The following is a 25021-nucleotide window of genomic DNA, read 5'->3' on the forward strand; positions in this document are numbered from 1 at the left end:
ATAAAGAAAGGGGAAGCCTGATGAATACGATTTTAGAGACATCCCATTTAAGTAAGGTATATCAGAATGATCGCGGAATTCGAGATATGAATCTCCAGTTGCATGAAGGGGATGTTTATGGTTTACTTGGGCCCAATGGCGCTGGTAAAACGACGTTTCTTAAGCTAATTACGGGACTTATTCGCCCTGATCAAGGGACGATTTCTATGTTTAATACCAATCTTGCCGATAATTTCGCACAAGGGATGCAGCAAGTTGGCAGTATGATTGAATCTGCTGATTTCCATGAATTCCTAAGTGCCTGGCAATATTTAGAGCTTGTTGCACGCTTCTACCCCAAAGTCACACGCGCTCGCATGGAAGAAGTGTTGGAAAGAGTTGGCCTGTTCAAGGTTCGCAAAGAGAAAATTAAAGGCTTCTCAACGGGCATGAAGCAGAAGTTAGCACTTGCCGCAGCCATTCTTCCAGAGCCGAAGTTAGTCATTTTGGATGAACCAACCAATGGTTTGGATATTGAAGGCACGGTAATGTTCCGTAAGTTAATTAATCAACTTTCCTCTGAGAAGGGGACGTCATTTCTCATTTCGAGCCATATGATTCATGAGTTGGAGCAGTTGTGTAATCGCGTTGGGATTGTCGTAGAAGGACAGTTGAAAAAAGAAGGGTACGTGTCTGACTTATTGCAAAGCAATCAATCCTTAGAACAATTCTATATTGATGAACTGCAGTTGTCGGAGGAAAAGGAGGGGCTCGATTGTGCATAGTTGGCGCGCTGGTTACTTAAACGAACTTTACTTAATGTTCTATCGAAAGAAAATTGTGCTGTTTGTCGTTCTTTCAGCTTTACTGCCGATCTTGCTTGCCCTTTCGCTCCATGCCTTACAGCCTATTCTAGGGCTTATTGCCGTGAGCCAGACTTTCCCGATACAAATGCTGAGCATTTATACAAGCTTGTGGATTCCGCTGTTTATTTTCACCATGGTAGGCGATTTGTTCCCGAATGAAATCGCGGCTAAAACATTAAAACTTGCCTTACTTCGCCCGAATTCACGCTATCAAGTCTATGGCACGAAAATCGCTGCGCTAGGCTCAGGTATAGCAGGCATACTGATTATTCTTGGCATCGTGACCTTCATTTGCAACCTGTTTACGGGGACATCAGCTGGTTTCACAGATACCTTCCACATCTTCATTGCTTATCTAGCAGCGTTCGTTTCGATGTTTGCCTTGTCAGCCGTATTTATTTTTGTAGCACAGTTTTTTAAAAGCGCAAGCAGCTTTATGGTCTTCTCCATCGTCTTGTACGCGGCAGCGAAAATAGCGCCATTCCTATTAAGCTCTGTATCTGCTTTCTCACCATTTTCCTATACAGACTGGCATGTGTTATGGTTAAGTCAGACCGTTCCATCAGGTCGATTAGTGACCTCACTTTTGTTCTTACTCTCTAGTTGGTTATTATTTTTGGCAATAGGTTACTATAAATTCGATAAAAAAGAAGTCTAATGCGGGGAAACCAAACATGTCCATTCGGCTGAGATTATTGCTATCCTATGCGGCCATGCTGCTCGTTCCACTCGTGATGATGATCATTACGGCTGCATTACTCGTTCTTGTTTTCCGCGGTGATTTCCAGGGCATTCGTGATCAACTGCGAACAGGGGTCGGACTCTTTGAGGATCAGAATGTGGAGCATACGTTTAAAGAATTGAAGCGAACTTCGGAGAAAAATCCGAATATCCTGACAGATTTGAGCTACTTGGCAGAACTTGATCAAGATCTTCAAACCAATCAGGCAAACTTAATTGTTCGCAAGGGCAATACGCTGATCTATGTATCCCCGACTTTAAAAAGCTCGGATATTCTCTTGCAATTGCCTGAATTTAAGCACCCGGGTCGTCCGGAGCATGAAGATGCTAAGCGTTATGGCAAGGAATTGTTGGAAGTCAATTCATTTGATTTTCTGGATAATGGGCAGCAGCCCAGCAGTATGTTTATTATCACCACAGTTAGCCCTCTCGTTAACTTTACCCAAAAGTTTTTTCCGATCCTATTTCTAATGTTGTTTATTATTCTGATTCTCACTCATACGCTTCTAACGATTTATGTCTCAAGAAGTATTGTCCAGCCGCTTCGTAAGCTAAAAAATGCCATGAAACGGATTCAAGCTGGAGATCTTGATTTTCAAGTACACATCACGAATAAAGATGAAATCGGGCAACTAAGCATTGCTTTTGAACAAATGCGGAAACAATTGAAGGAATCGATCCAAACCCAGATTCAATATGAAGAAAATAGGAAAGAGCTGATTTCTAACRTCTCGCATGACATTCGTACACCACTTACGGCCATTAGGGGCTATGTGGATGGTTTAGGCGACGGGATTGCGGATACACCAGATAAAAAGCAGAAATATATTGAAATTATTTCGGCCAAAGCGGAAGAGATGGATCATTTAATTGATGAATTATTTTTATATTCCAAATTGGATTTGAAGCGTGTACCTTTTAACTTTGAAATCGTAGATTTCGCCTCATTTTTATTGGACTGGTCAGATGAATTGGATTTTGAACTTGGTAAAAAAGGCGTTCATTATAAGTCGGAAATCACTCTGCAGGAACAGGTTCTGGTCTCACTGGATCGGGATAAAATTAAACGCGTTTTCGCTAATATTTTGGATAATTCGTTGAAATATTTGAACAAATCGGAGAAATACATTACTTTGCATGCGAAAATAACAGGGGAATACGTCATGATTGAAATCACGGATAACGGAATTGGCGTTGACGCTGAAGCATTGCCTCATATTTTTGATCGGTTCTATCGGGCAGACCCGTCTCGTAACAGTCAACAAGGTGGAAGCGGACTTGGGCTCGCGATTTCGAAGCAAATGATTGAAGGCCATGGAGGAACTATTGGGGCGCGCAGTGTGAAGGATGAAGGAACTTGTATTTCCATAAAATTGCCGCTTAGAAGGCTCAAAGATGGTGGATCAGCATGAAACAAATTCTAATTGTCGAAGATGAGGAACTTATTGCGCAACTCGAGAAGGATTATTTAGAAGTGAGTGGCTACAAGGTCGATATCGCGAYGGATGGGGAGAGAGGCCTGCAGCTGGGGCTAACCGGGGAGTATGACCTCATCATACTTGACGTGATGCTGCCACTGACTAACGGGTTCGAAGTCTGTAAGCAAATCCGTGAAAAGCATCAAATTCCTATCCTGATGGTTACCGCCAAAAAAGAAGATATCGATATGATTCGTGGTCTTGGACTAGGTGCGGATGACTATATTACCAAGCCATTTAAGCCTGTAGAGTTGGTCGCTAGGGTCAAAGCGCATTTATCAAGATACGATCGTTTAATAGGGACGAAGGAATATAAGGATGAGATCCGCATTCATGGACTGCTCATTGATAACGGATCGCGCCGCGTATTCGTTCACGAGCAAGAAATCAATCTAACGACCAAGGAATTCGACTTGCTGTATTTCCTTGCGATGAATCCGAATCGGGTGTTTAGTAAGGATCACCTTTTTGAACGTATCTGGGGCATGGATGCCGTGGGGGATTCCCAAACCGTGACGGTCCATATTCGCAAAATAAGAGAGAAGATTGAAATCGAACCGTCCAACTCGCAGTATATAGAAACCGTATGGGGAGCTGGCTATCGTTTTCGCGTTTAGTGTATCTTAGAGCATATTCTTATCATTCCCGGAAAGTGTAGAGATCATGAAGCGAAGAATCTACTATGATGTATGGCATAGAGACCTCCCTCACTAATGAAGTGAAGGAGGTCTTGTTATTTAGGTTATCGTTATTTAATTACGCGGCGAGCCGTCTTGTAATGCGTGCTCCACCAACCAGCGTTCATATCCGTAATCGTTACACCCGGGCTGCCGTACGTATGCATAACCTTGCCATTCCCGATATAAATACCGACGTGATGAATTGGGGAATAGAAGAAGACTAGATCTCCTGGTTGTAGTTGATTTCTCGGTACATAAGTACCTACTTGTGACTGCTCTTTAGAAGAACGTGGCAACGTAATTCCATACTGACCATAGACATATTGCGTAAAGGAAGAACAGTCAAATGTACGTGTAGTTCCTTTCTGAGAGCCGAACTTATAAGGTACACCAAGGTATCTTTTACCCAAGCTAATGATGCTGTTAGCCTTGGTAGAGGCGGAAGTTGATGCCGTAGATACCGTATTAGATGTAGCTGCGTGAGCTGCATGTGGGACAGCCATGACAGTCATAGAAGCAAATAAGGAAACACTAAGTGTAATTCCTAATAGCGACTTTCTCAGGCGATTCGTTTTCATAGTATTCATGATTGGATATCCTCCTTAAGGATCGTGTATTAGGCGTTCACTTGGCCTGGGATAACCTTAACACACTTATAACCTCCTAAGGATTTCTAACTAGCGCTGTAATAGAGGGCTCACAGGGCTAGAGAAAGGTTTATTAGAAAACGATGAGAGTTTACTGAGCATAAAATCATTGACATCACAAAAAAGGCCCACAAACCTAGTTCATGTATCCCGTTTATGATAACATTCTAATCTAACTTCGTAGGTAGCTACCGTGATGGCTGAAATCGCAGGGTCATATACTGTACCATAGTTCATATCTGAATGGTGGTGCACCTATGCTTGATACGGTTGGTATCTTAGTAGATCGGCAAACATTCAAAGGAATCCCAAGCAGAAGAACGGGGAATGAGCGGCTTGCTCTCTATAATAAAGCGGCAAAGCAGCTTGGCTTAAGACTCTTTTACATGTCGTTAGATCATTTAGGGAGTAGATCAGCATCTGGGTTTATTTATCGTAAAAAGACATACAAGCTGGAACGCCGTCCTATTCCTGAAGTAACACATAACCGCGTCATTACTTTTTCGTCCAAGGAGAATGGGAAGCTCAAGCAATTATCGCAAGCCAGCTTTGTATTCAATCGACAAAATCGATATGACAAGTATAGGATTTATAAACTGATCTATCAGAATCCAATGTTACGAGCTTATTTGCCTGTATCAATGCCATTTACACAAGCTCAGCTGCAATCGGCAATGAAGAATTATTCCTCTTTATATATCAAGCCTACGAATAGCAGTGTGGGCGAAGGGATTATGAAACTTAAAAAGCATAAGAGCGGGAAATGGCTGTTTTACTGGAAAAAAGGGTCACCCAAGTTGCTATCTAGTAAAAAAGCTGTCTCTACGATCACGAGGTATGTGGGGAAGATGAGATATATGATTCAAGAAGCCATTCCTGTAGCAACCTACGAGGGAAGACCCTATGATTTGCGCGTAACTGTACAACGCGGCAGCACGGGGAGTTGGCAACTCATCGGAATGATTGGCAGGATTGCTGCGACAGGACGACATGTAACGAATGTGGCCAAAGGTGGAAAGGTAAAAAAGGTCGAGGAGTTGTTCCGAGCGAGCGGGTTTGAGCCCGAACAGATGAAGGCTGCTATCCGTGAAGCATCACTGCAGATTATGACTTATTTGAGCGGGAAATTGCCTCAATTGGCGGACGTCGGTCTAGATATCGGAGTAGATCGGCAAGGCGCTATTAAATTAATAGAAATCAACGGGCGAGATCAGCGCTATTCCTTCCAAAAGGCAAAGATGAGATCAACCTTTTATCGGACCTATGAAACGCCAATGAAATATGCGAAGTATGTATTGAATCAAAAGAATCAAAAACCCTCTAACTCGTAGAGGGTTTCTTCATGGGAGGGAAATGATAACTTCAGTTCCGCAATTCCGTTCGCTATTCAATTGGATGGTCCCACCATGCAAGGTTATGATCGATTTGGCTATGGCTAGGCCTAAGCCAGATCCACCTGTTTGCCGGCTCCTAGATCGGTCTACACGATAAAATCGGTCGAAAATGAAAGGTAAAACTTCGGAAGGAATACCGATGCCATCATCGACAATTCGGATACAGACATGTGATTCCTGATGTTCGAGGTATATGTCTATACGTTGATTCGCATATTTCAAAGCATTATCCAAGGTAATTAGCAGTACTTGTTTGATCTGTAAACGATCCGCTTCTATGAATAGACTTTTATCAGCCGGGAAAAGCAGGATCTTCTTACTTGAGAGTGGCTGCAGAAGCTGAATAGTCTCTGTATAAAGTGAGATGAGATCAAAGTTACAATAGATGAGCTTCGATTCATGTTCCAATTCGGCTAATTCGAGCAGTTGATACGTAACATGCTTCATTCGGTTGCTCTCTGCATGCACAGCCTCAAGAGCTTCTCGATGAAGCTCCATATTTTCAAAGCCCCATCTCTGAATAAGGGAGGTATAGCCTTCAATAATCGTAAGCGAGGTCTTAAATTCATGAGAGACATCGGAAATAAACTGCCGCTGTTTCCGCATGCTAGTCTCAATTCGTTCCATCATATGATTAAATGTCTCTGACAGTTGGTAAAGCTCATCATTTGACTTGGGATTTAAGGGCAATTTTCTAAACTCCAGACTGGATTCAATCTCTTTCATAATTTTTATCATGCGAGAAAGGGGTAAGAAAAGCAGTCTAGACAATAAGAAGCTTCCTGAAAGTGATAGAAGTATCGCGCCTAATGCAACATAACCAATGATTAGAATTAAGCGATATAAGCTTTGCTCTAACTCAGTTGGCGTTGAAATGATCTCCAAGGTTCCGATAATCTCTGTTCCATTGCGAATAGGTTCTCGAACAATCATGACTTTTTCTTGGTGATACGTATCTAAATAAGCCTCTTGGATATCCGCGTGTTGAGGAGGTATAGCCAATAATTCAAAACGGTTTGAAGCTTGGTTTTTTATCACAGATGTCTTGTCTATGGCGCGAATCATTGTGTGATTCGGGAGATAGGAATTCAGAAGCAGGTTATTCTCCTCGAATAGCAAGTCTATAGAAGATATGTTTTTGAAGATTTCATTTGCGGCATGTTGTAAGAGTTCGGTTTCCTCGTCTTTTTCGAACTGTGCGTAAAAATAGTAAATAACAAATATGAGGGGTAATAAGATTCCGATTAACCAAATGAAGGACAGCAGAGCGGCTTTTGTTTTTATTTTCATAGGTTACATATCCAAAATATAACCAACGCCGCGAATGGTTCGGATCGGTGGGAAAGAAGTATGCAGTTTTTTGCGGACATAACGGATATAGACATCCACCAGATTGGAATTCCCCAGAAAAGCATATCCCCACACATCATTCATGATTTGCTCCCGGCTGAGAACTTCATTCGGATGCTCGATCAAATAGATAAGAAGCTCGAACTCTTTGGGTGTTWAATCGATCTTAACGCCGTTTACTAATACTTCTCGTGTCCTAAGGTTCACGTTGGTTCCTTGAAGCGAATACCTGTATGCATCACTTTTATTATAGTCTTTATAAGGTTCACGCGGCCGTTTATGATGGCGTATGCAAGCACGAATACGCGCTAATAGCTCCTCCATGTGGAAGGGTTTAGTTACATAGTCCTGCCCGCCAAGATCAAGGCCATTCACAATATCGGCAGGCGTACCGCAAGCAGTTAGTATAATGATAGGTGTTTCTGTATTCACTTTACGGAAGGAAGTAATGAATTCAAAACCATTCATGCCAGGTAACATAATATCAAGAAGAATAAGACTCCAATCGTCATGCAATGATTTCTTTAAACCATCAGACCCCTCATTGGCAACCTCAACTGAATATCCGGCATGTAGGAGTTCTAACTGTAGAAGCCTTGCTATTCGCTCTTCATCTTCGATGACGAGTATTTTGCATGTCATGGGATACCACTCTTTTCTACCTATCGCTATAAACGCATTGACCATGCATTTTATGCTTCGGAAAGGTGGTAGGTTCGTTTTCTTTTTCTCATAAGATTCTCATGATTCATCTTTATAGTAAGGGCAGTAGAACTGCGTGTGAGTATGAAAAGGGAGGCTTGTTGTCATGGCAAAACCTATTCTTCAAATCTTAAATTTGACGAAGCGAATCGGGAATAAAACGATCATCGATAAATTAAATATTAATGTGCCTAGAGGCGAAATATTTGGGTTTCTGGGGCCAAATGGGGCTGGAAAGACAACGACCATTCGGATGATGGTTGGCCTAATGAGCATCACGGATGGGGATATTCTCATTGATGGGGATAGCATTACAAGGAATTTTAATAACGCGATCCTCAAAGTAGGGGCGATCGTTGAAAACCCTGAAATGTACAAGTATTTAAGCGGATATAAGAATTTGATCCATTTTGCCCGAATGGTGCCCGGTGTGACCAAGGAACGAATCGAAGAAGTCATTCGATTGGTTGGCTTAGAAAATCGCATCCAAGATAAAGTTAGAACCTATTCGTTAGGTATGAGACAACGGTTAGGTGTTGCACAAGCGCTTTTGCATAAACCATCCCTGCTCATTCTAGACGAACCAACCAATGGCCTGGATCCCGCGGGGATTAGAGAGTTAAGGGATTACTTGTACACCTTAACACGAGAAGAAGGAATTTCTGTTCTTGTGTCTAGCCACTTACTTTCCGAAATGGAGCTTATGTGTGATCGTGTAGCGATAATCCAAAATGGCAAATTAGTTGAGGTGCAGTCCATAAAAGATTTAATGAATGAGGGACTCCTCAGCTCGGTAACTTTCGAAGTAGACAACTTAGATGCAGCTGTACAATCACTTACTGATTTCCCAGAGGCACAGGCCAAGAAAGCGGAGGACGGATTAGTCTGCTGGCTAGAAAGAGAGCAAATTGCCTTGGTGGCTGAACGTTTAATGAAAGCTGGTATCAAGCTCTATGGGATTAAAAAGAACTCCCCTACGTTGGAAGATAAATTTTTGAAAATGACAGGCGGTGAGTCCATTGGTTAATCTGCTCTTAAATGAAAATATGAAGATATACCAACGTTTGCGTACGTGGTTATTAATCATTGGTCTCGTACTCACGACGGTATGCTTCTTGATTGCCCAACAATACAGTGTGAAGCCTACCCAAGTGGCTGATGCGAACTGGAAAGTCAATATGCAGCAACAGATTCAAAATGATACTGTGCAATTAACTAATATGAACAGAGGACCTGAATGGAAAACACGTGTTACTTCGCGTATCAATGTGAATCAGTATCATATTGATCATAATATTCCGCCTACGGAAGAAACACTTTGGGGGAACATGCTTAATGCTTCAAGTCTTATGATTGTGGTCACCTTGATGACGGTTATTATTGCAGCCGATAGTGTAGCAGGAGAATTCACCGATGGTACGATCAAACTTCTACTTATACGGCCCTCATCTCGCTCCAAAATTCTTCTGTCCAAATATATATCTGCATTTACTTTCTCGATTTTGTTATTTGTTATTTTGTTCGCTACAGCCTTCTTAGTGTCAGGCCTCTTGCATGGATTTAAAGATATAAGTGCTCCGTATGTCTACGCATCAAGCGATACGATTGCTCATGAAACCAGCATTGTGAAACATGCCATTAGTACCTATTTATATCAATGTATTCAAATGGTGTTGGTTGTCACGTTGGCCTTTATGATTTCTACGATTTCACGCAGCAGTTCGATCGCTATCGCGCTTTCTATCGGTATTATGTTTGCGGGGACGAGCATCGTTGGATTCTTGAGCCAATATAACTGGGCGAAATATTACTTATTTGAAAATACGGATCTAACACAATATTTGAATGGTGCTCCCAATATAGCAGGAATGACACTCGCTTTCTCGGTCAAAGTTATTATCGGCTACTTTATTATTTTCAATGTTTGCTCATGGCTTGTATTTAGGAAAAAAGATGTAACTGCATAACGAAGCTATGGGATTTTGGTATTTTCATTGGCATGCTTCTAGAAAGTGCCTGTATTCCAATTCCAAGCGAAGTCATTATATTATTTGGCGGTTGATGTACGAACTCTTTTAGCGCGATTTTCCATATACCACTGGAAGATCCAAATACTGAAGGTAAACCAGAAGCCGCTGGCAAAATAAGCGCCAACAACGTCACTCGGATAATGGACGCCGAGATAAATTCGGCTAATACCAATCATAAGTATCATGAGAATACTGATCAAAATGACGATCGTTCGGCCTCGTCTTGTAGGGACATGTCGCCACAGTAGAAAAGCAAGTGCAGCATACAGCGCAAAAGCTTCCATGGAATGACCGCTGGGAAAGCTGTATCCCGTTTCTTGAATGAGCCTGTGAAGAGAAGGGCGCTCTCTTTGAAAAATCATTTTCAAAATCAAATTTAAGATGGCCGTCCCCGCCACAAGGATTAGAAATAGAACTAACTCTTGTCTGTGATGCAGGAATTTGAAGAAGAGGAATAGGCAGACTATTGAAATGACGACAACCACTGGCGTAGAACCGATGAACGTAAAAATTTTCATGACGGAAGTCAGCCAGGGTCTTTCCAGGCCTTGAATCGAAGAGATCACGCTGCTGTCGAATTGTGCAATCGACTGCCCTTTTAACAGGGAAGCCACCACGGCAAAGCAAAGAACAGAAATAATGCTTAGAATAAGGAAAATAGTGACTTTTAATTTTGAGTTCATTGCCAAGTAAGCTCCAATTCTCTGATAAGTAAGATAAGGATAGTATAGCAAATTCAAGACGTTAATATGTCGCCACATAATATTTCGGAACTTCAAGGGTAAGGAGAGATCAATAATGAGTAATTCTACATCACCTACAATTAATCACATTAAACAATTGGCTGCCAAGGTTCCTGAAATTACACTCTACTTTTGGATCACCAAATTGCTGACAACCGGCATGGGAGAAGTCGCTTCTGACTACCTATTTGAGCATCTAAATCCGCTGATTTCAGCTCCGCTTAGTGTTCTTATATTCGTAGCAGCTATGATCTTACAGTTCAAAGTGCGCAAATATGTGCCAGGGGTTTACTGGCTAGTCGTCATCATGGTTAGCATCTTTGGCACAATGGCCGCGGACGTTGTGCGAGTAGGACTGGGCATTCCCTATATCGTTTCGACCATCTTCTTTATAGCGGCGCTAGCTGCTATACTCATCACTTGGTTTTACAAGGAAAAAACGTTATCGGTGCATAGTATTTTCACACGTCGCCGTGAGATTTTCTATTGGCTAACTGTTCTAACGACATTTGCTCTTGGTACTTCTGCAGGAGATATGACCGCGACGAGCATGCACTTGGGATACTTCACGTCCGGGCTGCTATTTACAGGTATGCTTATCATTCCAGTTGTGGGGTATTTCATGTTTGGGATGAAAGAAATTTTCGCATTTTGGTTCGCGTATATCTTGACGCGCCCGGTGGGTGCTTCGTTTGCTGACTGGTTATCGGCCTCGCAAAGTAATGGAGGAATGGGGTTTGGCAGCGGTGCGGTTAGTTTGGTATTAACCATCTTTATTGTTATCCTCGTTGTGTTCCGTGGAGGTTCTCCTGCACAGTCACAAGATACACATGCAGATATCAAAGTTGCATAAAATCAATCTAACCACCTGCCGATTGGCAGGTTTTGTATTTTCATTGTTTTCTCATATACTTCACTTATAGTAAGGAGAATAGTACGTGAAGGGAGATGCCGCTAATGAAGCGCATTTTATTAATAGAAGATGAAAAAAATCTTGTCCGATTCATCCAATTGGAACTCGAACACGAAGCTTTCATGGTGAAAGCTGCTTACGATGGGAAAACGGGCTTAGAACTTGCCCTTCAAGAAGATTGGGATCTGATACTTCTAGATATCATGCTGCCTCAAATGAACGGAATTGAGGTCTGTCGTCGAATCCGCGCTGCCCAAAAGACCCCAATCCTCATGCTTACAGCGAGAGATAGTATTGAGGATCGTGTTTCTGGTTTAGACAGCGGTGCGGATGATTATATTCCGAAGCCTTTTGCCATTGAAGAGTTGTTAGCACGTATCAGGGCTATCTTTCGCCGCATGGAGCTTGAGGGAAATGTGCAGCATGCACAGCTTACTTTTCAACATATAATGGTGGATTTGGATGCGAGGTTGGTTTATAAAGATAAGCAGCTCGTTGAACTGACGAAGCGGGAGTTTGATTTATTAGTCATGTTTATGAAGAATCATCATCTAGTTCTTACGCGAGATATGCTGCTGGACCAAGTATGGGGATTTGATTCCCTGGTGGAAACGAATGTGGTTGATGTGTATGTGAGATACTTACGCAACAAATTAGATCTAGATGGCGAAAATAGCTGTATTCAAACTGTTCGGGGAATAGGATATGTGATGCGATGAGAGGACGCTTAACGAGGTTAATTCAAAGTCTTCCTATCAAATGGAAGCTCATGCTGGGAGCTGCTTTGCTGATCTTTCTGCTATTTGCCTCCTATAATTTTGCGCAATATTTAGTACTGAAACAGTGGATGATGAAACAAGAGGAAGATAAAATCCAAGTCAATATGGTACAGCTCCAAGACTATTTCCAGGATAAATTAGCTGCAACTAGCGACTTTCCCATTGCGGACAGCCAACTTTATATCGAGAAAATGTCGGGGAAAAACCAATTGGTGCGTATCCTCGACAAAGAGGGTAAGCCGCTAGTAGCCGTTGCGAATCATTTTGTAACGAACTGGGTTGTACCCAAGTCAGTGGTTATTCCAGAGCTTTACGACACGACGACGCACAAAGAAGATCATATTCTCATATACCGCAGTCCGTTAGTCGCGGGGAGTTTCGTTGGAACCATAGAGCTGGCGAGTAACTTGGAAACTTTCGATCACTTCAGTGACACCTTGTTATGGGTAATGTTGATCGGTGGTATTTTGGCGGTGTTTATCAGCGTGATCAGTGGTTTAGCGATTTCTAGGCAGTTTATGCGGCCGATACGAGCACTGGCGTCAACGATTCGCAGCGTCAAAGAGAAAGGACTTTMCGAACGTGTTACCGATATTCAAAATGGTGACGAGTTATCTAGCTTAGCCAAGCTATTTAATGAATTGATGAATCAACTTGAGTTTTCTTTTCTTCAGCAAAAACAATTTGTAGAAGATGCCTCACATGAGCTAAGAACACCGATTACGATCGTGGAAGGCCATTTGTCTCTATTGAATCGATGGGGGAAATCAGACCCTGCTGTTCTTGATGAATCCTTGGAGGCTTCACTTCAAGAAGTTAGGCGGTTGAAAAAGTTGGTACAAGAGCTGCTAACCTTAACGAAAGTAGAAGCCAACTTAATAAGCGATAGCATCACGCCAATCCAATTGGAGCCGCTCATTCAGGAGACGTTGAAACGCTTTGAAGTCATGCATGCTGAATTCGAATTTATTGCGAACACGGAAACCATTAGAAACGTTATGCTACTGATGAATCCGTTGCATGTGGAGCAAATGCTGATGATCATTCTGGATAACGCAGTCAAATACACGAGTTTGACGAAACGGATTGTTATTGAAGGAATCCGCCTGAAAAATGAGGTGCAAATCAGTGTACAAGATCATGGCATTGGGATTCCGGAGGCTGATTTACCATTCGTATTTGATCGTTTCTACAGGGTCGATAAAGCGAGAAATCGTGAGATTGCCGGCACGGGACTTGGTCTCGCGATAGCAAAGCAACTCGTTCTCAATTATCAGGGAAGCCTGGCGATATCGAGTGTGGAAGGTGAAGGAACACGTGTACAACTGACTTTCCCTCTCCACCAGATAGTGGATGCTTAGTTTCTCATTTTCCTCTCATGTTCATCAAGTAAAGTTTAGACGCAATAAGGAGTTTCTCCTGAAATGTTGATGATGAAAGGTGGTTTCCATTTGCATGAACGCTAATCCTCGTGTATTAATTCTTACGGCTAGCTACGGGAATGGTCATCTACAGGCTTCCAAGGCCTTGTATCAGCAATTCATAGAGCAAGGAATAGAGCATGTAAAAATCGTTAACCTCATGAAAGAGGGGCATCCGTTCATCAATTTAATTACGACTACATTGATTAACACCAGTGTTAGAAGCTCACGCTTTGGTCTTGATTATTATGGCTGGTGCTATTACTTAACTCGTGAAACGAAGCAGACCGCGCTCTTTCAGAAATCGATGACCTATTTAGGTCAAAAGAAATTAAAAGAGCTCATTCAGGAAGAGCAACCTGATGTGGTCGTTAATACATTCCCCTTTGGGGCGGCTCCTGAAGTGTGCAGCTCCATGGGGATTCAGAACTTCACCGTACTTACGGATTATGCTTTGCATGCGAGTTGGCTGCATCCGAGTGTCGATAAATACTATGTGGCTACAGAGGAATTAAAGCAGCAGATTGTTTTTCATGGCGTTAATAAGGAACGCGTAGAGGTAAGTGGCATTCCAATTCGTCAAGAATTTGCTATGGAAAGTTCAATAGCTCGAAGTCGCAAAGGAAATCTCATTCTCATCATGGCAACCGATAACAGCGTAAATGGCTATATGGAGGACATGATTAGCGCCTTAGCCATGTTTGCTCAATTTCGTTTGGTTGTCATTTGTGGTCACAATGAGAAGTTACGTCAAAGACTACTTGAAATATTTGCAACGAACCCTCGTATTCGCATATTAGGATATGTCGACAACGTGCACGAATGGATGTCACAAGCTGCCTGTATCATAACGAAAGCGGGAGGATTGACAATCACCGAGGCCATTGTCCTTCGCTTGCCACTTTTCATTTATAAGCCGCATGCAGGACAGGAAAAAGAGAATGCTTTATACCTCTCGAGTCGGGGAATGGCCTCGATTTCGAATAGCCTAGAGGAATTAGTCTCGAATATGGATTATTTATTCCGACGTCCAAGCCTATATGAAGAGGTAAGAAAACGTATGGCAGACATGCAACGAAGTCAAGCAGCTGCTCATATCGTCAGTGATATTACACATAGATTGGCTAGGGAAGCGATCCCATTGTCGATCTAGAAGTTACGTAGGAGGGCCCAGATGAGGATACATGTACACAACAGCCATTATGGATCGCATATCATATGGACGATACTTATCGGACTTCTAGTCTATACAATTATACCGACAGCCATTGTTCGATTAGGTGGTTTTAGCGCTTATCGTAAAGGGAAGGGAGTGACTGGGATTGCGCTGACGTTTGATGATGGGCCAGATCCGGCATTCACACCTCAACTTTTAGATATATTAAAATTACATGGTATTCAAGCGACTTTTTTTATACTTGGTGCTAAAGCAGCGAAGTATCCGGAAATCATCAGAAGGATGCATGCAGAAGGGCATTTGATAGGCATTCATAATTATAGGCATTGGACCAATGCTGTACTGACCCCGAAAAAGGTAAGAAAGCAATTGCAAGATACCGTAAACGTGATCGACAACATATTGGGAATCAAACCAATCTACTATCGACCGCCGTGGGGGATTATTAACATATTTGATTTTCTGCACATGAAACAATTTCGACTCGTATTATGGTCCTTAATGGTTGGCGACTGGCGATGCAGCGGGGGAACAGATAGGATCAAGAAAAAGCTGTTTGCGAGGCTGCAAAATAACGACATCATCGTGCTGCACGATAGTGGACAGACATTAGGGGCGAATCCATATGCACCGATGTACATGTTGGAAGCATTGAAGGAATTCGTAGAAGAATGCAGAAATCAAGGTATTCCTTTTATGCGAATTGATCAAAGAATGCAGTTGGATGATCAAACGACGATTCACCCAATAGATCTATCTAGTCTAAAAGCTTGAATATCCCTACAACATACGAAAATAAAATAACGGCAGACTAGACCTAGTAAAGGCCATAGACTGCCGTTTTTAGTTTTTTTAGAAGCTAAGTTAAGTCTCGAATAAAATGCGTCCTGTCTGCGATAAATCATAGCCTTGGATAGGACGCAGCTCTTTATGGAAGGATTCCGATTGCAAGATTTGCTTGACACGTTCAATCCATGCAAGATTTTGTGGTTTTTTTAGCATGACAAGATCATAACGCTCTTGAATAAGCGGAATGAATTCAACGCCATTAACCATAGAGGCTGCTTTCTCTATCCCCACACCGAAATCAGCTTCACCTGTAGCAACTTTACCAGCCACGCCTAAGTGATTAGATTCCTCCTGCTCATAACCATGTAGCTGTTGTTGTGGAATTCCATGAAGTCGGAGTTGTTCATCTAGCAGAACACGTGCACCAGAGCCTTTTTCGCGATTAACCAATCGAAGCCCAGGCTTTTTAAGATCAGCCCAACCATGTAATTGTTTAGGATTTCCCGGTTGAACGTATAGACCGGCCGATCGTGACAAGAGATTCACAACAATGTACGAAGAACCAATCAGTAATTTTCGGATAAAAGGAAGGTTATACTCACCAGTGTCTCCATCCAGCAGATGCGTGCTGACAATATCGGATTCGCCCTTGTACATGGAGATTAGACTGTCCATACTACCAACATACGAACGAAGTGGTCTGTAATGAGATATGTTTTTTTCGATATGTTTGGCTAAAATGTCCAAGCTAACATCTTGTCCAGTTATCACAAGAGAGCGACTGGAAGATGAAACGGCTTGGAAAGAAGGATGAGTAACGGGTTCGACATACTCACTTTTAATCGTAGAAACCATACCATCTTTTGCACGTGTTTTATAGGCTTCAAGATCCGATGCATCCACGCGCATCTGCTTGCCAACACGGTAAGCGGGTAGATCGCCTTTTTTTATTAAATCATAAACGGTTAGTTTGGATATTTTCAAAAGTTTAGAAATTTCTTCCGTTGTATAGGACATGTCAGCTGTCATTGTAAACCTCCATAAGCTTGTCTTCTATAAAAGTAGCGTAGATTTACTCCTGCATCCGTACGGAACCACCATCATCTATCATAAGCTGATAAATAGGGTATTTCAATCCTGTTGTTTACTAATTAATTCTGGTTTTATATAATTATGAGTAATTATATAATTCTATTTATAATCAAATAGATATAAATTTAACCTTGGAGGGGACATAATGTTAAGTTTAAGAAGGTTTAGTTATGTTTTATATTGTTTTGTTGTCGCAACCATGATCATCACAGGTTGCTCCAGTCAAAAGGAACAACCCGCAGTAAGTACAACACCAACACAGGCAACTGTGGCACCTACAGCAACACCAGTGCCGACCGAGAAAGTAGAGCTGACTATATCGGCAGCTGCAAGCTTAACGGATGCATTTAAAGAAATTCAAACCAACTATGAGACCAAAAACAAACAAATTAAACTCAACTTTAACTTTGGAGCTTCAGGGGCGCTGCAACAGCAAATCGAACAAGGGGCACCTGCGGACTTATATTTCTCGGCAGCAACCAAAAATATGAAGACCCTAATCGACAAGCAATTGATCGAACCAACACAACAAAAAAACTTGTTAATCAATGAACTAGTCGTCGTAGTTCCAGCAGATGGTAAAGTAGCCATTCAAAAAGCAGAAGACTTAACCCATGAAAATATCAAACATTTGGCAGTAGGAGAACCTCAGACCGTTCCGGCTGGCAGCTACGCTAAAGAGGCTTTGACTAACGCGAAACTGTGGGACACGCTTCAAGCCAAAATCGTACAGGGCAAAGATGTACGCCAAGTACTTACCTATGTAGAGTCTGGGAATGCGGAAGCAGGTTTTGTTTATAAAACGGATGCGATGACTTCCAAAAGTGTCAAAGTAGCATTCAGTGTTGATCCAAAATCGTACACACCGATTGAATACCCTGCTGGTATTGTAAAAGCAACAAAACACAGCAAAGAAACGGCTGACTTTTATGGTTATCTCCAAACGAAAGAAGCACAAGATGTATTCATCAAATACGGATTTTCTATTCCTAAATGAGGATGGAACAGATGAATTGGACAGAATTTGTTTCACCGATCCTACTTTCGTTAAAGGTATCCGTTGTATCCAGCATCTTCGTTCTGTTCATAGGGGGAATAGCAGCTTGGGGAATGTCGCGGCGTAAGTTTCGTGGGAAAACGTTGCTTGAAACGGCCATTCTTCTGCCACTAGTGCTCCCTCCGACAGTTGTAGGCTTTATCTTATTAGTCCTATTGGGCAAAAAGAGTTGGATTGGATACCTAATGGAGAGATTTTTCGATCAGTCTATTATCTTTACATGGGGGGCTGCTGTGATCGCATCGATCGTGGTGGCTTTTCCATTAGTTTATCAAACGATGAAAACAGGGTTTTCACTAGTCAGCAAAGATTTGGAGGACTCGGGGAGATCCATCGGTGCAAATGAGTGGCAAGTTCTACGCTACATAACCTTGCCTTTGGCGTGGCGTTCTGTCACGGCAGCTTACATTCTTGGATTTGCTAGAGGCCTGGGAGAATTCGGTGCCACACTTATGATTGCGGGCAACATCCCTCACAAAACCCAAACTTTGCCTACCGCCATCTATATCGCTGTTGAATCTGGTAATCAAACTCTTGCCTGGTGCTGGGCAGCAACTATCATATTCATCTCATTCGGACTCATGTTTATCGCAAACCACAGGGCTAGGAGTTAATAAAGTTGGATTTGCCTCGGCTCTGTGTTCAGATTTCGCATATGCGTGGAAGGAAACCGCCGATTTACACGCGGGTGGGCACTGTTCTACACTTTCTTATGAATCACTTTGACAGAGTAGGTGTAGAAGAGGGGGAAAGACGAATGACTATTTTCAGTTTTGAAAGCGGTATCCCAGCTTGTTTTGCCTGTGACAGGCATTCTCGCTTGTCCATTACGAATCAGTACTACAAGGATGGCAACTACAGCTTGCAGTGGGATTATACAGAAAATTCATCCGTGATCGTCACGGAATCGATAGGGTATCGCCCGTTTCAGGAAGGAACGAAGGATCAGGCGCGCGACTCGTTTACGATCTGGATCTATAACGCTTCTCCAGTAGAGGGGGAACTTGTATTCGAGTTCGGGCGCGGTGGGCAAGCGGTGGACTGCTCCTTTCAATTTGGGTTGAATTTCAGTGGTTGGCGAACCGCTTGGGTTGCTTATGAACGGGATATGACGGGGATCMCTCACCCAGAAATGGATACGGTTACAATTCGGATGCCAATGGGCGTACAGCCAGGAACGTTGTTCATCGATCAGATGATGTTGAACACGCCGATCGATCCTAGGTTCCATACAAGGGATTTCCAGGTGCCGTTGGTAAACCTTCGCGCCGATGTATCTGCAAACGCACATTGGCTTGCGTTATATGCATTTGAACAGTTGACTCCGAAGCATGCGATCCCATCAGCGGTCATGCAGGAAGAGAAAGAGGCTTTTGAGCTGATGAACGAGCGATTCGAGGCGCTCTTCTTCAAGGAAAGGAGTGCGTTGAAGGATGAGATCACGTTGCTTCAGCAGCGTTTCGCCGAATATGGGATCGCGCGCAAAGGTGGAATTCTCACAGGCCGTCCAATCGAGCTGTTCTTTGATCATTATCCGCCTCTGTTAAAGGAGGAGCTGAAACGCCTTTCCAACGGTGTACCGCTAAGTAAGATTACTCAGTTCCTGCTGGAAACGGCGGTCTGTTTCCGGTCTTGCGAGGAGGCGGAACAGCGAGCTGATCTGCAGGCAATGTTTATAACAGTACTGGACTACATGGAGGATCAAGGCTGGACGTACGGCAGCTCGCAAGGAACCGTCCATCATTTTGGCTATAACTTCCGTGATTATTATCCTGCCGTTTTTCTTATGAGAGCTGAGCTTCAAGAGGCGGGAATCCTGGAGCGTACACAGCGGACGATGCGCTGGTTCAGCGGCGTGGGCCGCACACATACGCCTCTTGCAGAAGTAGAAGGCAACATCGACATCTACAACACGACACTGCACGGGATGCTCGCTTCCTTGCTTATCATGGACGACACACCTGAAAAAGTACGGGACCTGAAAGCGTTCCGCGATTGGCTCTCCCAGTCGTTATTGCCTGCTCCAGGTCTGCGTGCAGCGTATAAAATCGACGGGTCTGCCTATCATCACGTGAATCATTACCCTGCCTATGCAGTAGGCGGGTTTCAAGGCGTGACACCGTTGATGTACGTATTGAATGGTACCCCGTTCCGTGTAAGCCAAGAAGCACATGAGACGATACGAAAAGCCCTCCTTTCTATGCGGCTGTACAGCAACAAGCGGGAATGGCTGATCTCCTTATCTGCACGACATCCTACAGGTAAGTGGGCACTCGATCCGGAGCCTTTTGCTTTTCTAGCTGAGAGCGGCACGCCTGATGGTTGCAGCGAGGTAGATACAGAAGTCGCAGCAGCCTACCTGCGGCTGCTAGACCCAGGTGAGCGAACGGAAGCGGCACATCGCTTTAAAGAAGCGGGTATTGTACAGGAACCAGAACCGAACGGTAACTGGACGATGAACTACGCCGCGCTGGCCATTCATCGGCGAGGTTCCTGGCTTGCCGGCATGCGCGGACACAGCCGCTATTTGTGGGCGAACGAAACGTATGTGAACGCGAATCTGTACGGCCGTTACATTTCCCACGGTCATCTCCAGATTATGGGCCGTGGTGAGCCAGTCAATCATCAAGATAGCGGCTATCAGCAGGATGGTTGGGATTGGAATAGATGGCCGGGGACGACCACCGTGCATAAGCCGCTAGAGGAGCTGCGCGCTAACGTTTGCAATGTAGATACATTCAGCGGCTTTGAGGAAATGCTCCTTTCGGATGAGACCTTTGCAGGCGGACTTCATTTGGAAGGGCACAACGGGATGTTTGCCATGAAGCTGCATGAGCATCCCAAATATGAGGGAAGTCATCGAGCGCGCAAGTCGGCGTTTTTCTTCGATAATCGCATTATTTGCTTGGGTTCTGGCATCGAAAACGATAATGAAGCCTGTGTGACAGAAACGACGCTGTTTCAGAATCAATTGCCTATCATGGAAGATCCGCTCTGGGTTGACGAAGCGGCGCCGATTTATGATTTCCCTTATTTCCAAAAAAAGCAATTAGACAATCCCGCATGGATATTGGACAATAAAGGAAACGGGTATTATGTGCCAGCCGGACAGACGGTTTCTGTCTCGAAAGTAACACAGCATTCCAAGCATCAATCAACAGATGTTGATACACAAGGCGATTTTGCTGCAGCATGGCTGGATCATGGGACTTCACCGAATGAGGGCAGCTACGAATACGCGATCCTGGTTGATACGGATTGCGGACAGGTTCAGCGCTTTTATGAGCAGATGGCGCATTCGGATACAGCCCCTTATAAGGTGCTGCGTCGGGATCGATCAGCACATGTGGTGTTCGATGCAGAGAGCTGTACAACTGCATACGCGCTGTTCGAAGCGGACGATTGTCTGGGGATCGGTTACGTGACGGCAGTTGATACGCCTGCGATGGTCATGATCCGCGAGGAAGGCGGAACATTGACGATGAGTGCGGTCGACCCGGATCTTCGTTTATATGAAGGAATCGAAACGGATCAATACGATAGAAGCGGGATTCAGAAAGAAGTTAGTGTATATTCACGCAAGTGGGTGCATGCAGAAAGCATAGCCCATGCCATGCGAATTACGCTAAAAGGACAGTGGATGCTTTCATCACCTGATCAGGGAATTCAAGTTTTGGCAGGTGAGGGGGATTGCAGTATCGTTGAGCTAATCTGCCAAGATGGAATGCCAAAGGAACTTGTCTTGGTTCCAATCGTGTAATCATTTAGAAACGGTCAAACAAAATCGAGATGGGGGCGAAAAGATGAAAACGGCGATTAACCAACTACCGGTCTTTTATCGTTATCTTTTTTCCTACATGGCGCTATTTTTGCTTCCGCTGCTTGTATTAGGGGTGACTGGCTACTATCAACTGGTTCATATCGTTGGCGGCGATGTAGAAAGGAACAATCAGGCGCTTCTTAATGAATTGCAGGATGGGATGGATCAGAAGATGATCCTGTTGAATCGGATTGCAGGTCAATTAGAAGGCGTATCTGAGTTATCTCCATATGTGCTGACTCATGATTACTTCAACGTTTACCAAGGTAAGAAAGTGCTGGAAAGCAAGGTTGTAGATGAGAGCATCCGAGAGATTGCTCTGTATATTCGGGGGACCGATTTTCTGCTTTCATCGACAAGTATTTATAAGGTCAATGCATTCATTGGTGAATTTTATCAGTATAAGCAGTGGACCTCCGTGCAGTTTAATGATGACATGAATCTTTTGACAGCCCCTCGGCTCAGGCCAGCGGAGGACGTTAAAATCTCAGGAATTCCCGATCAGCGGCTTGTTAGCTACATCGTTCCGATTCCGATTAACAGTCTACACCCTTACGGTACGGTACTTTTCATATTAAAAGAAAACGAGCTGCTCAAGAGTTTGCCGGTACCGGATGGCAACGCTATTGTGTTCGACCAATATGGGCGTGTCATAGCGGCTCAAACGCCTACTGACTACTTGCAAGATCCCGGTTTCTTCGGCCAAATCGTGAACGGCAATGCCAAATCTCAGGATATTACGATTCAGCATATTACCTATGCAGCCTCTTACAAGAAATCGGACAAAAGTGGGTTTACTTACGTCACGATGCTTCCTAAATCTACCTTGGTGGCGCCGATTAACCGAGCCATTTGGCAGTGGGGGACCTGGATGGCTGTCATTTTCCTTGCAGGCTGTGTGCTCGTCTATGTGCTCATGATCTTTAATTATAATCCGGTTAAAAGGCTAGCTGCGCTTGTGGAGACGATTCGGGGTCAGTCACTCCGCAGAGCGAACGTCTTTGAAATGATCGGTAACGTCATTCATGATATGGCTGATTCGAACCGAAGTCTAGGGCTGAAGCTGGAAGCCAATCGTTCAGCTGTTATGGAGCACCTGCTTGCCAGTTTATTGAAAGGCGAGTTCGCTTCAGTCGAAGCTTTAAATGTACAGGGGCAAGAGATTGGATTCCTGCTTCCTTACCCAGAAACCGCTGTGTTAATGTTGGAATTTCCTGCTTCTTTTGTACCAATGAAAGGCAGGTTGCATGAAGAGGTGGAAGCCTGGTTCGGCGGGCAAATTGTCGGGTACCGCAAAGAAAGTCTCGAAGATCACCGGATGCTGTTTATTGTATCATCAGGCTGTTCGCCGGAATCTTGGAGGGAGTGGCTGAATCAGATGCATGAGCATCTGACAGCCGTGTTCCAAGCTCCCATCACGATGGGAGTTGGCAACCGATATGCGGAGTTGGTGCAAGCGGGCCGTTCTTATCTGGAGGCTTCAACAGCGATCGATTATAAACTGATCAAAGGCAATCAGCGGGTCATTTTCTTCGATGAACTGCTCGTGCACGACCATGCCGACMTATTAAGCCCCAGAAGAGTGCTGGAGGATTTGGAAATCGTGCTGCAACACGGAAACGCTGGCCGAGTCGCCGAAACCGTCCATCAAATTGGCACGCGGATGAAACAGAGTGGACTTACGCTGTTTGTGGCTAGAGAGCTCTGTTACGATATGATTCGTAAGTTTATTGCCTACGCGGATAAACGCAATTCAGGCGGGGCAACCGCCAGCTTTCCCGACGTGCTGACGCTGACGGAGTATATGACATTGGATGAAATCGTGGATCTTCTGACGACCGCCTGTGCGACCTTCTGTGATTTGCTTGAATCGAAGAAGCCGGCGAATCCATCCGCATTGATCCAGCAAATCACGCAGTACATTTCACGGCACTGTGGGGAATATGATTTTTCTGTGCAGAGGATCGCCGAGCATTTCTCGTTATCTTTATCGTATTTGAGCAGATATTTCAAGGAACAGACGGGCAGGACCATCATGGACTATATGAACGAGGTCCGAATCGATCATGCCAAACGACTACTTAAGGCAGAGGATTTCTCCGTCAAAGATATTGTTCAGCAAATTGGCTATAGTGATGTCTCTAGCTTTATTCGCAAGTTTAAACAGACCGTTGGTGTCACACCGGGTGAGTATCGGAAACAGCATCGATGATGGTATGATCTTGGGGCGCCTCTTCTTAGAAGAGGCGTTTTTTACTATTTCGTATTGAAATCGACATATAGACAAGTTAAAAATGACTTATTATTGGCCGAATTAGGCCAATAGCAAGAATGGCATAGTCCATGTAGCGATCTCACTTATATACGGACGGTCTAAAAGGGTGGTACAAATGAGGCATGAAGAATGAATATTACCAAATGGTCAACAGCTAGCGGAGGTGAATGAACAACATGACACAACAACAAATTTTTAAGCGTATCATCCGTAACTATGATTTATATTTACTGCTTTTGCCTACGCTGGCCTATTTCATTATTTTCCACTATCTCCCGATGTACGGGCTCCAAATTGCTTTCAAAAATTTCAACCCGGTAAAAGGCATCATGGGAAGCGCGTGGGTAGGATTCGATAACTTCGAGCGATTTTTTGAATCGTACCAGCTTGTTACCATTATCAGAAATACGCTAGGCATTTCTATTTATGAATTGCTTGTCGCATTTCCGGCGCCGATCATTCTCGCACTGATGATCAATCAGTTAACGAGTGAAAGATTCAAACGTTTTGTGCAAACGGTTACGTATGCGCCCCATTTCATTTCTACCGTTGTCGTAGTCGGTATCGTATATCTACTGCTATCACCTAAAACAGGTGCGGTCAACAGCTTAATCGGGATATTTGGCATCAAGCCAATCTTCTTTATGGGGAGTGCTGAATGGTTTAAAACTGTTTTCGTATTCTCAGGCGTATGGCAAAGCGTTGGTTGGGGGACGATTATTTACTTGGCAGCCTTAACTGCCGTCAACCCAGATCTACATGAAGCGGCAACCGTTGACGGTGCATCCAAGCTGCAGCGTATCTACCACGTGGATATTCCATCCATCATGCCGACGGTTATCATTATGCTAATCATGAATATGGGCCATATGATGAGCGTTGGATTCGAGAAAGTGTATCTGATGCAAAATCAGCTCAACATTGACTCGTCGGAGACTATTCAGACGTATGTCTATAAAGCCGGACTTGTACAGGGGCAGTACAGCTACTCCGCAGCCATAGGGCTGTTCAATACCGTGATTAACTTCATTCTGCTGATCAGCGTGAACAAAATCGCAAAATCGTTAAAACAAACTAGCTTGTGGTAA

General features: G+C 43.8%; 22 protein-coding genes. 17 read left to right on the plus strand and 5 right to left on the minus strand.

Annotated features, from left to right (window positions below):
- Positions 1-20 precede the first annotated feature (20 nt).
- From AC1DLM_RS00680 to AC1DLM_RS00695, 4 genes are read left to right on the plus strand one after another with little or no spacing between them, the layout of a single operon-like run.
- Positions 21-764 (plus strand): ABC transporter ATP-binding protein, encoded by a 744-nt coding sequence (locus tag AC1DLM_RS00680; protein ID WP_441987587.1) that lies wholly within the window; start codon positions 21-23, stop codon positions 762-764.
- Positions 757-1503 carry an ABC transporter permease gene (locus AC1DLM_RS00685; RefSeq protein WP_441987588.1) on the plus strand — a complete coding sequence of 249 codons (747 nt, stop codon included), beginning with the start codon at positions 757-759 and terminating at the stop codon, positions 1501-1503. The genes AC1DLM_RS00680 and AC1DLM_RS00685 overlap by 8 nt, the downstream gene beginning before the upstream one ends.
- Positions 1504-1519: 16 nt before the next feature.
- Complete coding sequence (locus tag AC1DLM_RS00690; protein ID WP_477568757.1) at positions 1520-2998, plus strand: sensor histidine kinase; 1479 nt, start codon at positions 1520-1522, stop codon at positions 2996-2998.
- Positions 2995-3681 carry a response regulator transcription factor gene (locus AC1DLM_RS00695; RefSeq protein ID WP_477568758.1) on the plus strand — a complete coding sequence of 229 codons (687 nt, stop codon included), beginning with the start codon at positions 2995-2997 and terminating at the stop codon, positions 3679-3681. The genes AC1DLM_RS00690 and AC1DLM_RS00695 overlap by 4 nt, the downstream gene beginning before the upstream one ends.
- 131 nt (positions 3682-3812) lie before the next feature.
- Here the strand turns inward: AC1DLM_RS00695 and AC1DLM_RS00700 are convergent, their stop codons facing one another.
- Positions 3813-4331 (minus strand): C40 family peptidase, encoded by a 519-nt coding sequence (locus AC1DLM_RS00700; RefSeq protein WP_441987591.1) that lies wholly within the window; start codon positions 4329-4331, stop codon positions 3813-3815.
- 317 nt (positions 4332-4648) lie between these two features.
- Here AC1DLM_RS00700 and AC1DLM_RS00705 point away from each other — a divergent pair, with 317 nt between their 5' ends.
- Positions 4649-5722 (plus strand): YheC/YheD family endospore coat-associated protein, encoded by a 1074-nt coding sequence (locus AC1DLM_RS00705; RefSeq protein ID WP_477568759.1) that lies wholly within the window; start codon positions 4649-4651, stop codon positions 5720-5722.
- Positions 5723-5731: 9 nt separating this feature from the next.
- Here AC1DLM_RS00705 and AC1DLM_RS00710 read toward each other — a convergent pair whose 3' ends face one another.
- Complete coding sequence (locus AC1DLM_RS00710; RefSeq protein ID WP_477568760.1) at positions 5732-7075, minus strand: sensor histidine kinase; 1344 nt, start codon at positions 7073-7075, stop codon at positions 5732-5734.
- A 3-nt stretch (positions 7076-7078) separates the two neighbouring features.
- Entirely contained in the window at positions 7079-7777 is a 699-nt protein-coding gene (locus tag AC1DLM_RS00715) for a response regulator transcription factor (protein WP_477568761.1), read from the minus strand.
- 166 nt (positions 7778-7943) lie between these two features.
- Between AC1DLM_RS00715 and AC1DLM_RS00720 the strand changes: the two genes are divergently transcribed.
- Both AC1DLM_RS00720 and AC1DLM_RS00725 read left to right on the plus strand, forming a co-directional pair.
- Positions 7944-8864, plus strand: a complete 921-nt coding sequence (locus AC1DLM_RS00720; protein WP_477568762.1) for an ABC transporter ATP-binding protein — start codon at positions 7944-7946, stop codon at positions 8862-8864.
- Complete coding sequence (locus AC1DLM_RS00725; protein ID WP_171628577.1) at positions 8857-9804, plus strand: ABC transporter permease; 948 nt, start codon at positions 8857-8859, stop codon at positions 9802-9804. The genes AC1DLM_RS00720 and AC1DLM_RS00725 overlap by 8 nt, the downstream gene beginning before the upstream one ends.
- An 80-nt stretch (positions 9805-9884) precedes the next feature.
- Here the strand turns inward: AC1DLM_RS00725 and AC1DLM_RS00730 are convergent, their stop codons facing one another.
- A complete protein-coding gene (locus AC1DLM_RS00730; protein WP_477568763.1) occupies positions 9885-10550 on the minus strand; it encodes a phosphatase PAP2 family protein in 666 nt (221 codons plus the stop codon).
- Between the two features lie 115 nt (positions 10551-10665).
- Here AC1DLM_RS00730 and AC1DLM_RS00735 point away from each other — a divergent pair, with 115 nt between their 5' ends.
- The 5 genes from AC1DLM_RS00735 (at position 10666) to AC1DLM_RS00755 (ending at position 15674) form a co-directional block, all read left to right on the plus strand.
- Entirely contained in the window at positions 10666-11463 is a 798-nt protein-coding gene (locus AC1DLM_RS00735; protein ID WP_477568764.1) for a COG4705 family protein, read from the plus strand.
- Between the two features lie 104 nt (positions 11464-11567).
- Positions 11568-12242 (plus strand): response regulator transcription factor, encoded by a 675-nt coding sequence (locus AC1DLM_RS00740; protein ID WP_441987598.1) that lies wholly within the window; start codon positions 11568-11570, stop codon positions 12240-12242.
- Positions 12239-13663 carry a HAMP domain-containing sensor histidine kinase gene (locus tag AC1DLM_RS00745; RefSeq protein WP_477568765.1) on the plus strand — a complete coding sequence of 475 codons (1425 nt, stop codon included), beginning with the start codon at positions 12239-12241 and terminating at the stop codon, positions 13661-13663. The genes AC1DLM_RS00740 and AC1DLM_RS00745 overlap by 4 nt, the downstream gene beginning before the upstream one ends.
- A 94-nt stretch (positions 13664-13757) precedes the next feature.
- Positions 13758-14876: an MGDG synthase family glycosyltransferase gene (locus AC1DLM_RS00750; protein ID WP_441987600.1), complete on the plus strand. Its 1119-nt coding sequence runs from the start codon at positions 13758-13760 to the stop codon at positions 14874-14876.
- Positions 14877-14897: 21 nt separating this feature from the next.
- Positions 14898-15674 (plus strand): polysaccharide deacetylase family protein, encoded by a 777-nt coding sequence (locus AC1DLM_RS00755; RefSeq protein WP_441987601.1) that lies wholly within the window; start codon positions 14898-14900, stop codon positions 15672-15674.
- A gap of 90 nt (positions 15675-15764) precedes the next feature.
- On the opposite strand, the gene AC1DLM_RS00760 is transcribed toward AC1DLM_RS00755, so the two are convergent.
- Positions 15765-16718 (minus strand): substrate-binding domain-containing protein, encoded by a 954-nt coding sequence (locus tag AC1DLM_RS00760; RefSeq protein ID WP_441987602.1) that lies wholly within the window; start codon positions 16716-16718, stop codon positions 15765-15767.
- Positions 16719-16926: 208 nt separating this feature from the next.
- Here AC1DLM_RS00760 and modA point away from each other — a divergent pair, with 208 nt between their 5' ends.
- From modA to AC1DLM_RS00785, 5 genes are all read left to right on the plus strand, one after another.
- Complete coding sequence (gene modA / locus AC1DLM_RS00765) at positions 16927-17778, plus strand: molybdate ABC transporter substrate-binding protein (protein ID WP_441987603.1); 852 nt, start codon at positions 16927-16929, stop codon at positions 17776-17778.
- 2 nt (positions 17779-17780) lie between these two features.
- Positions 17781-18452 carry a molybdate ABC transporter permease subunit gene (gene modB, locus AC1DLM_RS00770; RefSeq protein WP_441987604.1) on the plus strand — a complete coding sequence of 224 codons (672 nt, stop codon included), beginning with the start codon at positions 17781-17783 and terminating at the stop codon, positions 18450-18452.
- 143 nt (positions 18453-18595) lie between these two features.
- On the plus strand, positions 18596-21598 hold the full coding sequence (locus tag AC1DLM_RS00775) for a chondroitinase family polysaccharide lyase (RefSeq protein WP_477568766.1): 3003 nt from the start codon (positions 18596-18598) through the stop codon (positions 21596-21598).
- 43 nt (positions 21599-21641) lie between these two features.
- A complete protein-coding gene (locus AC1DLM_RS00780) occupies positions 21642-23870 on the plus strand; it encodes a helix-turn-helix domain-containing protein (protein WP_477568767.1) in 2229 nt (742 codons plus the stop codon).
- Positions 23871-24109: 239 nt separating this feature from the next.
- Complete coding sequence (locus AC1DLM_RS00785; RefSeq protein WP_441987607.1) at positions 24110-25021, plus strand: ABC transporter permease; 912 nt, start codon at positions 24110-24112, stop codon at positions 25019-25021.

The sequence above is a fragment of the Paenibacillus sp. 01T442 genome (assembly GCF_056398345.1).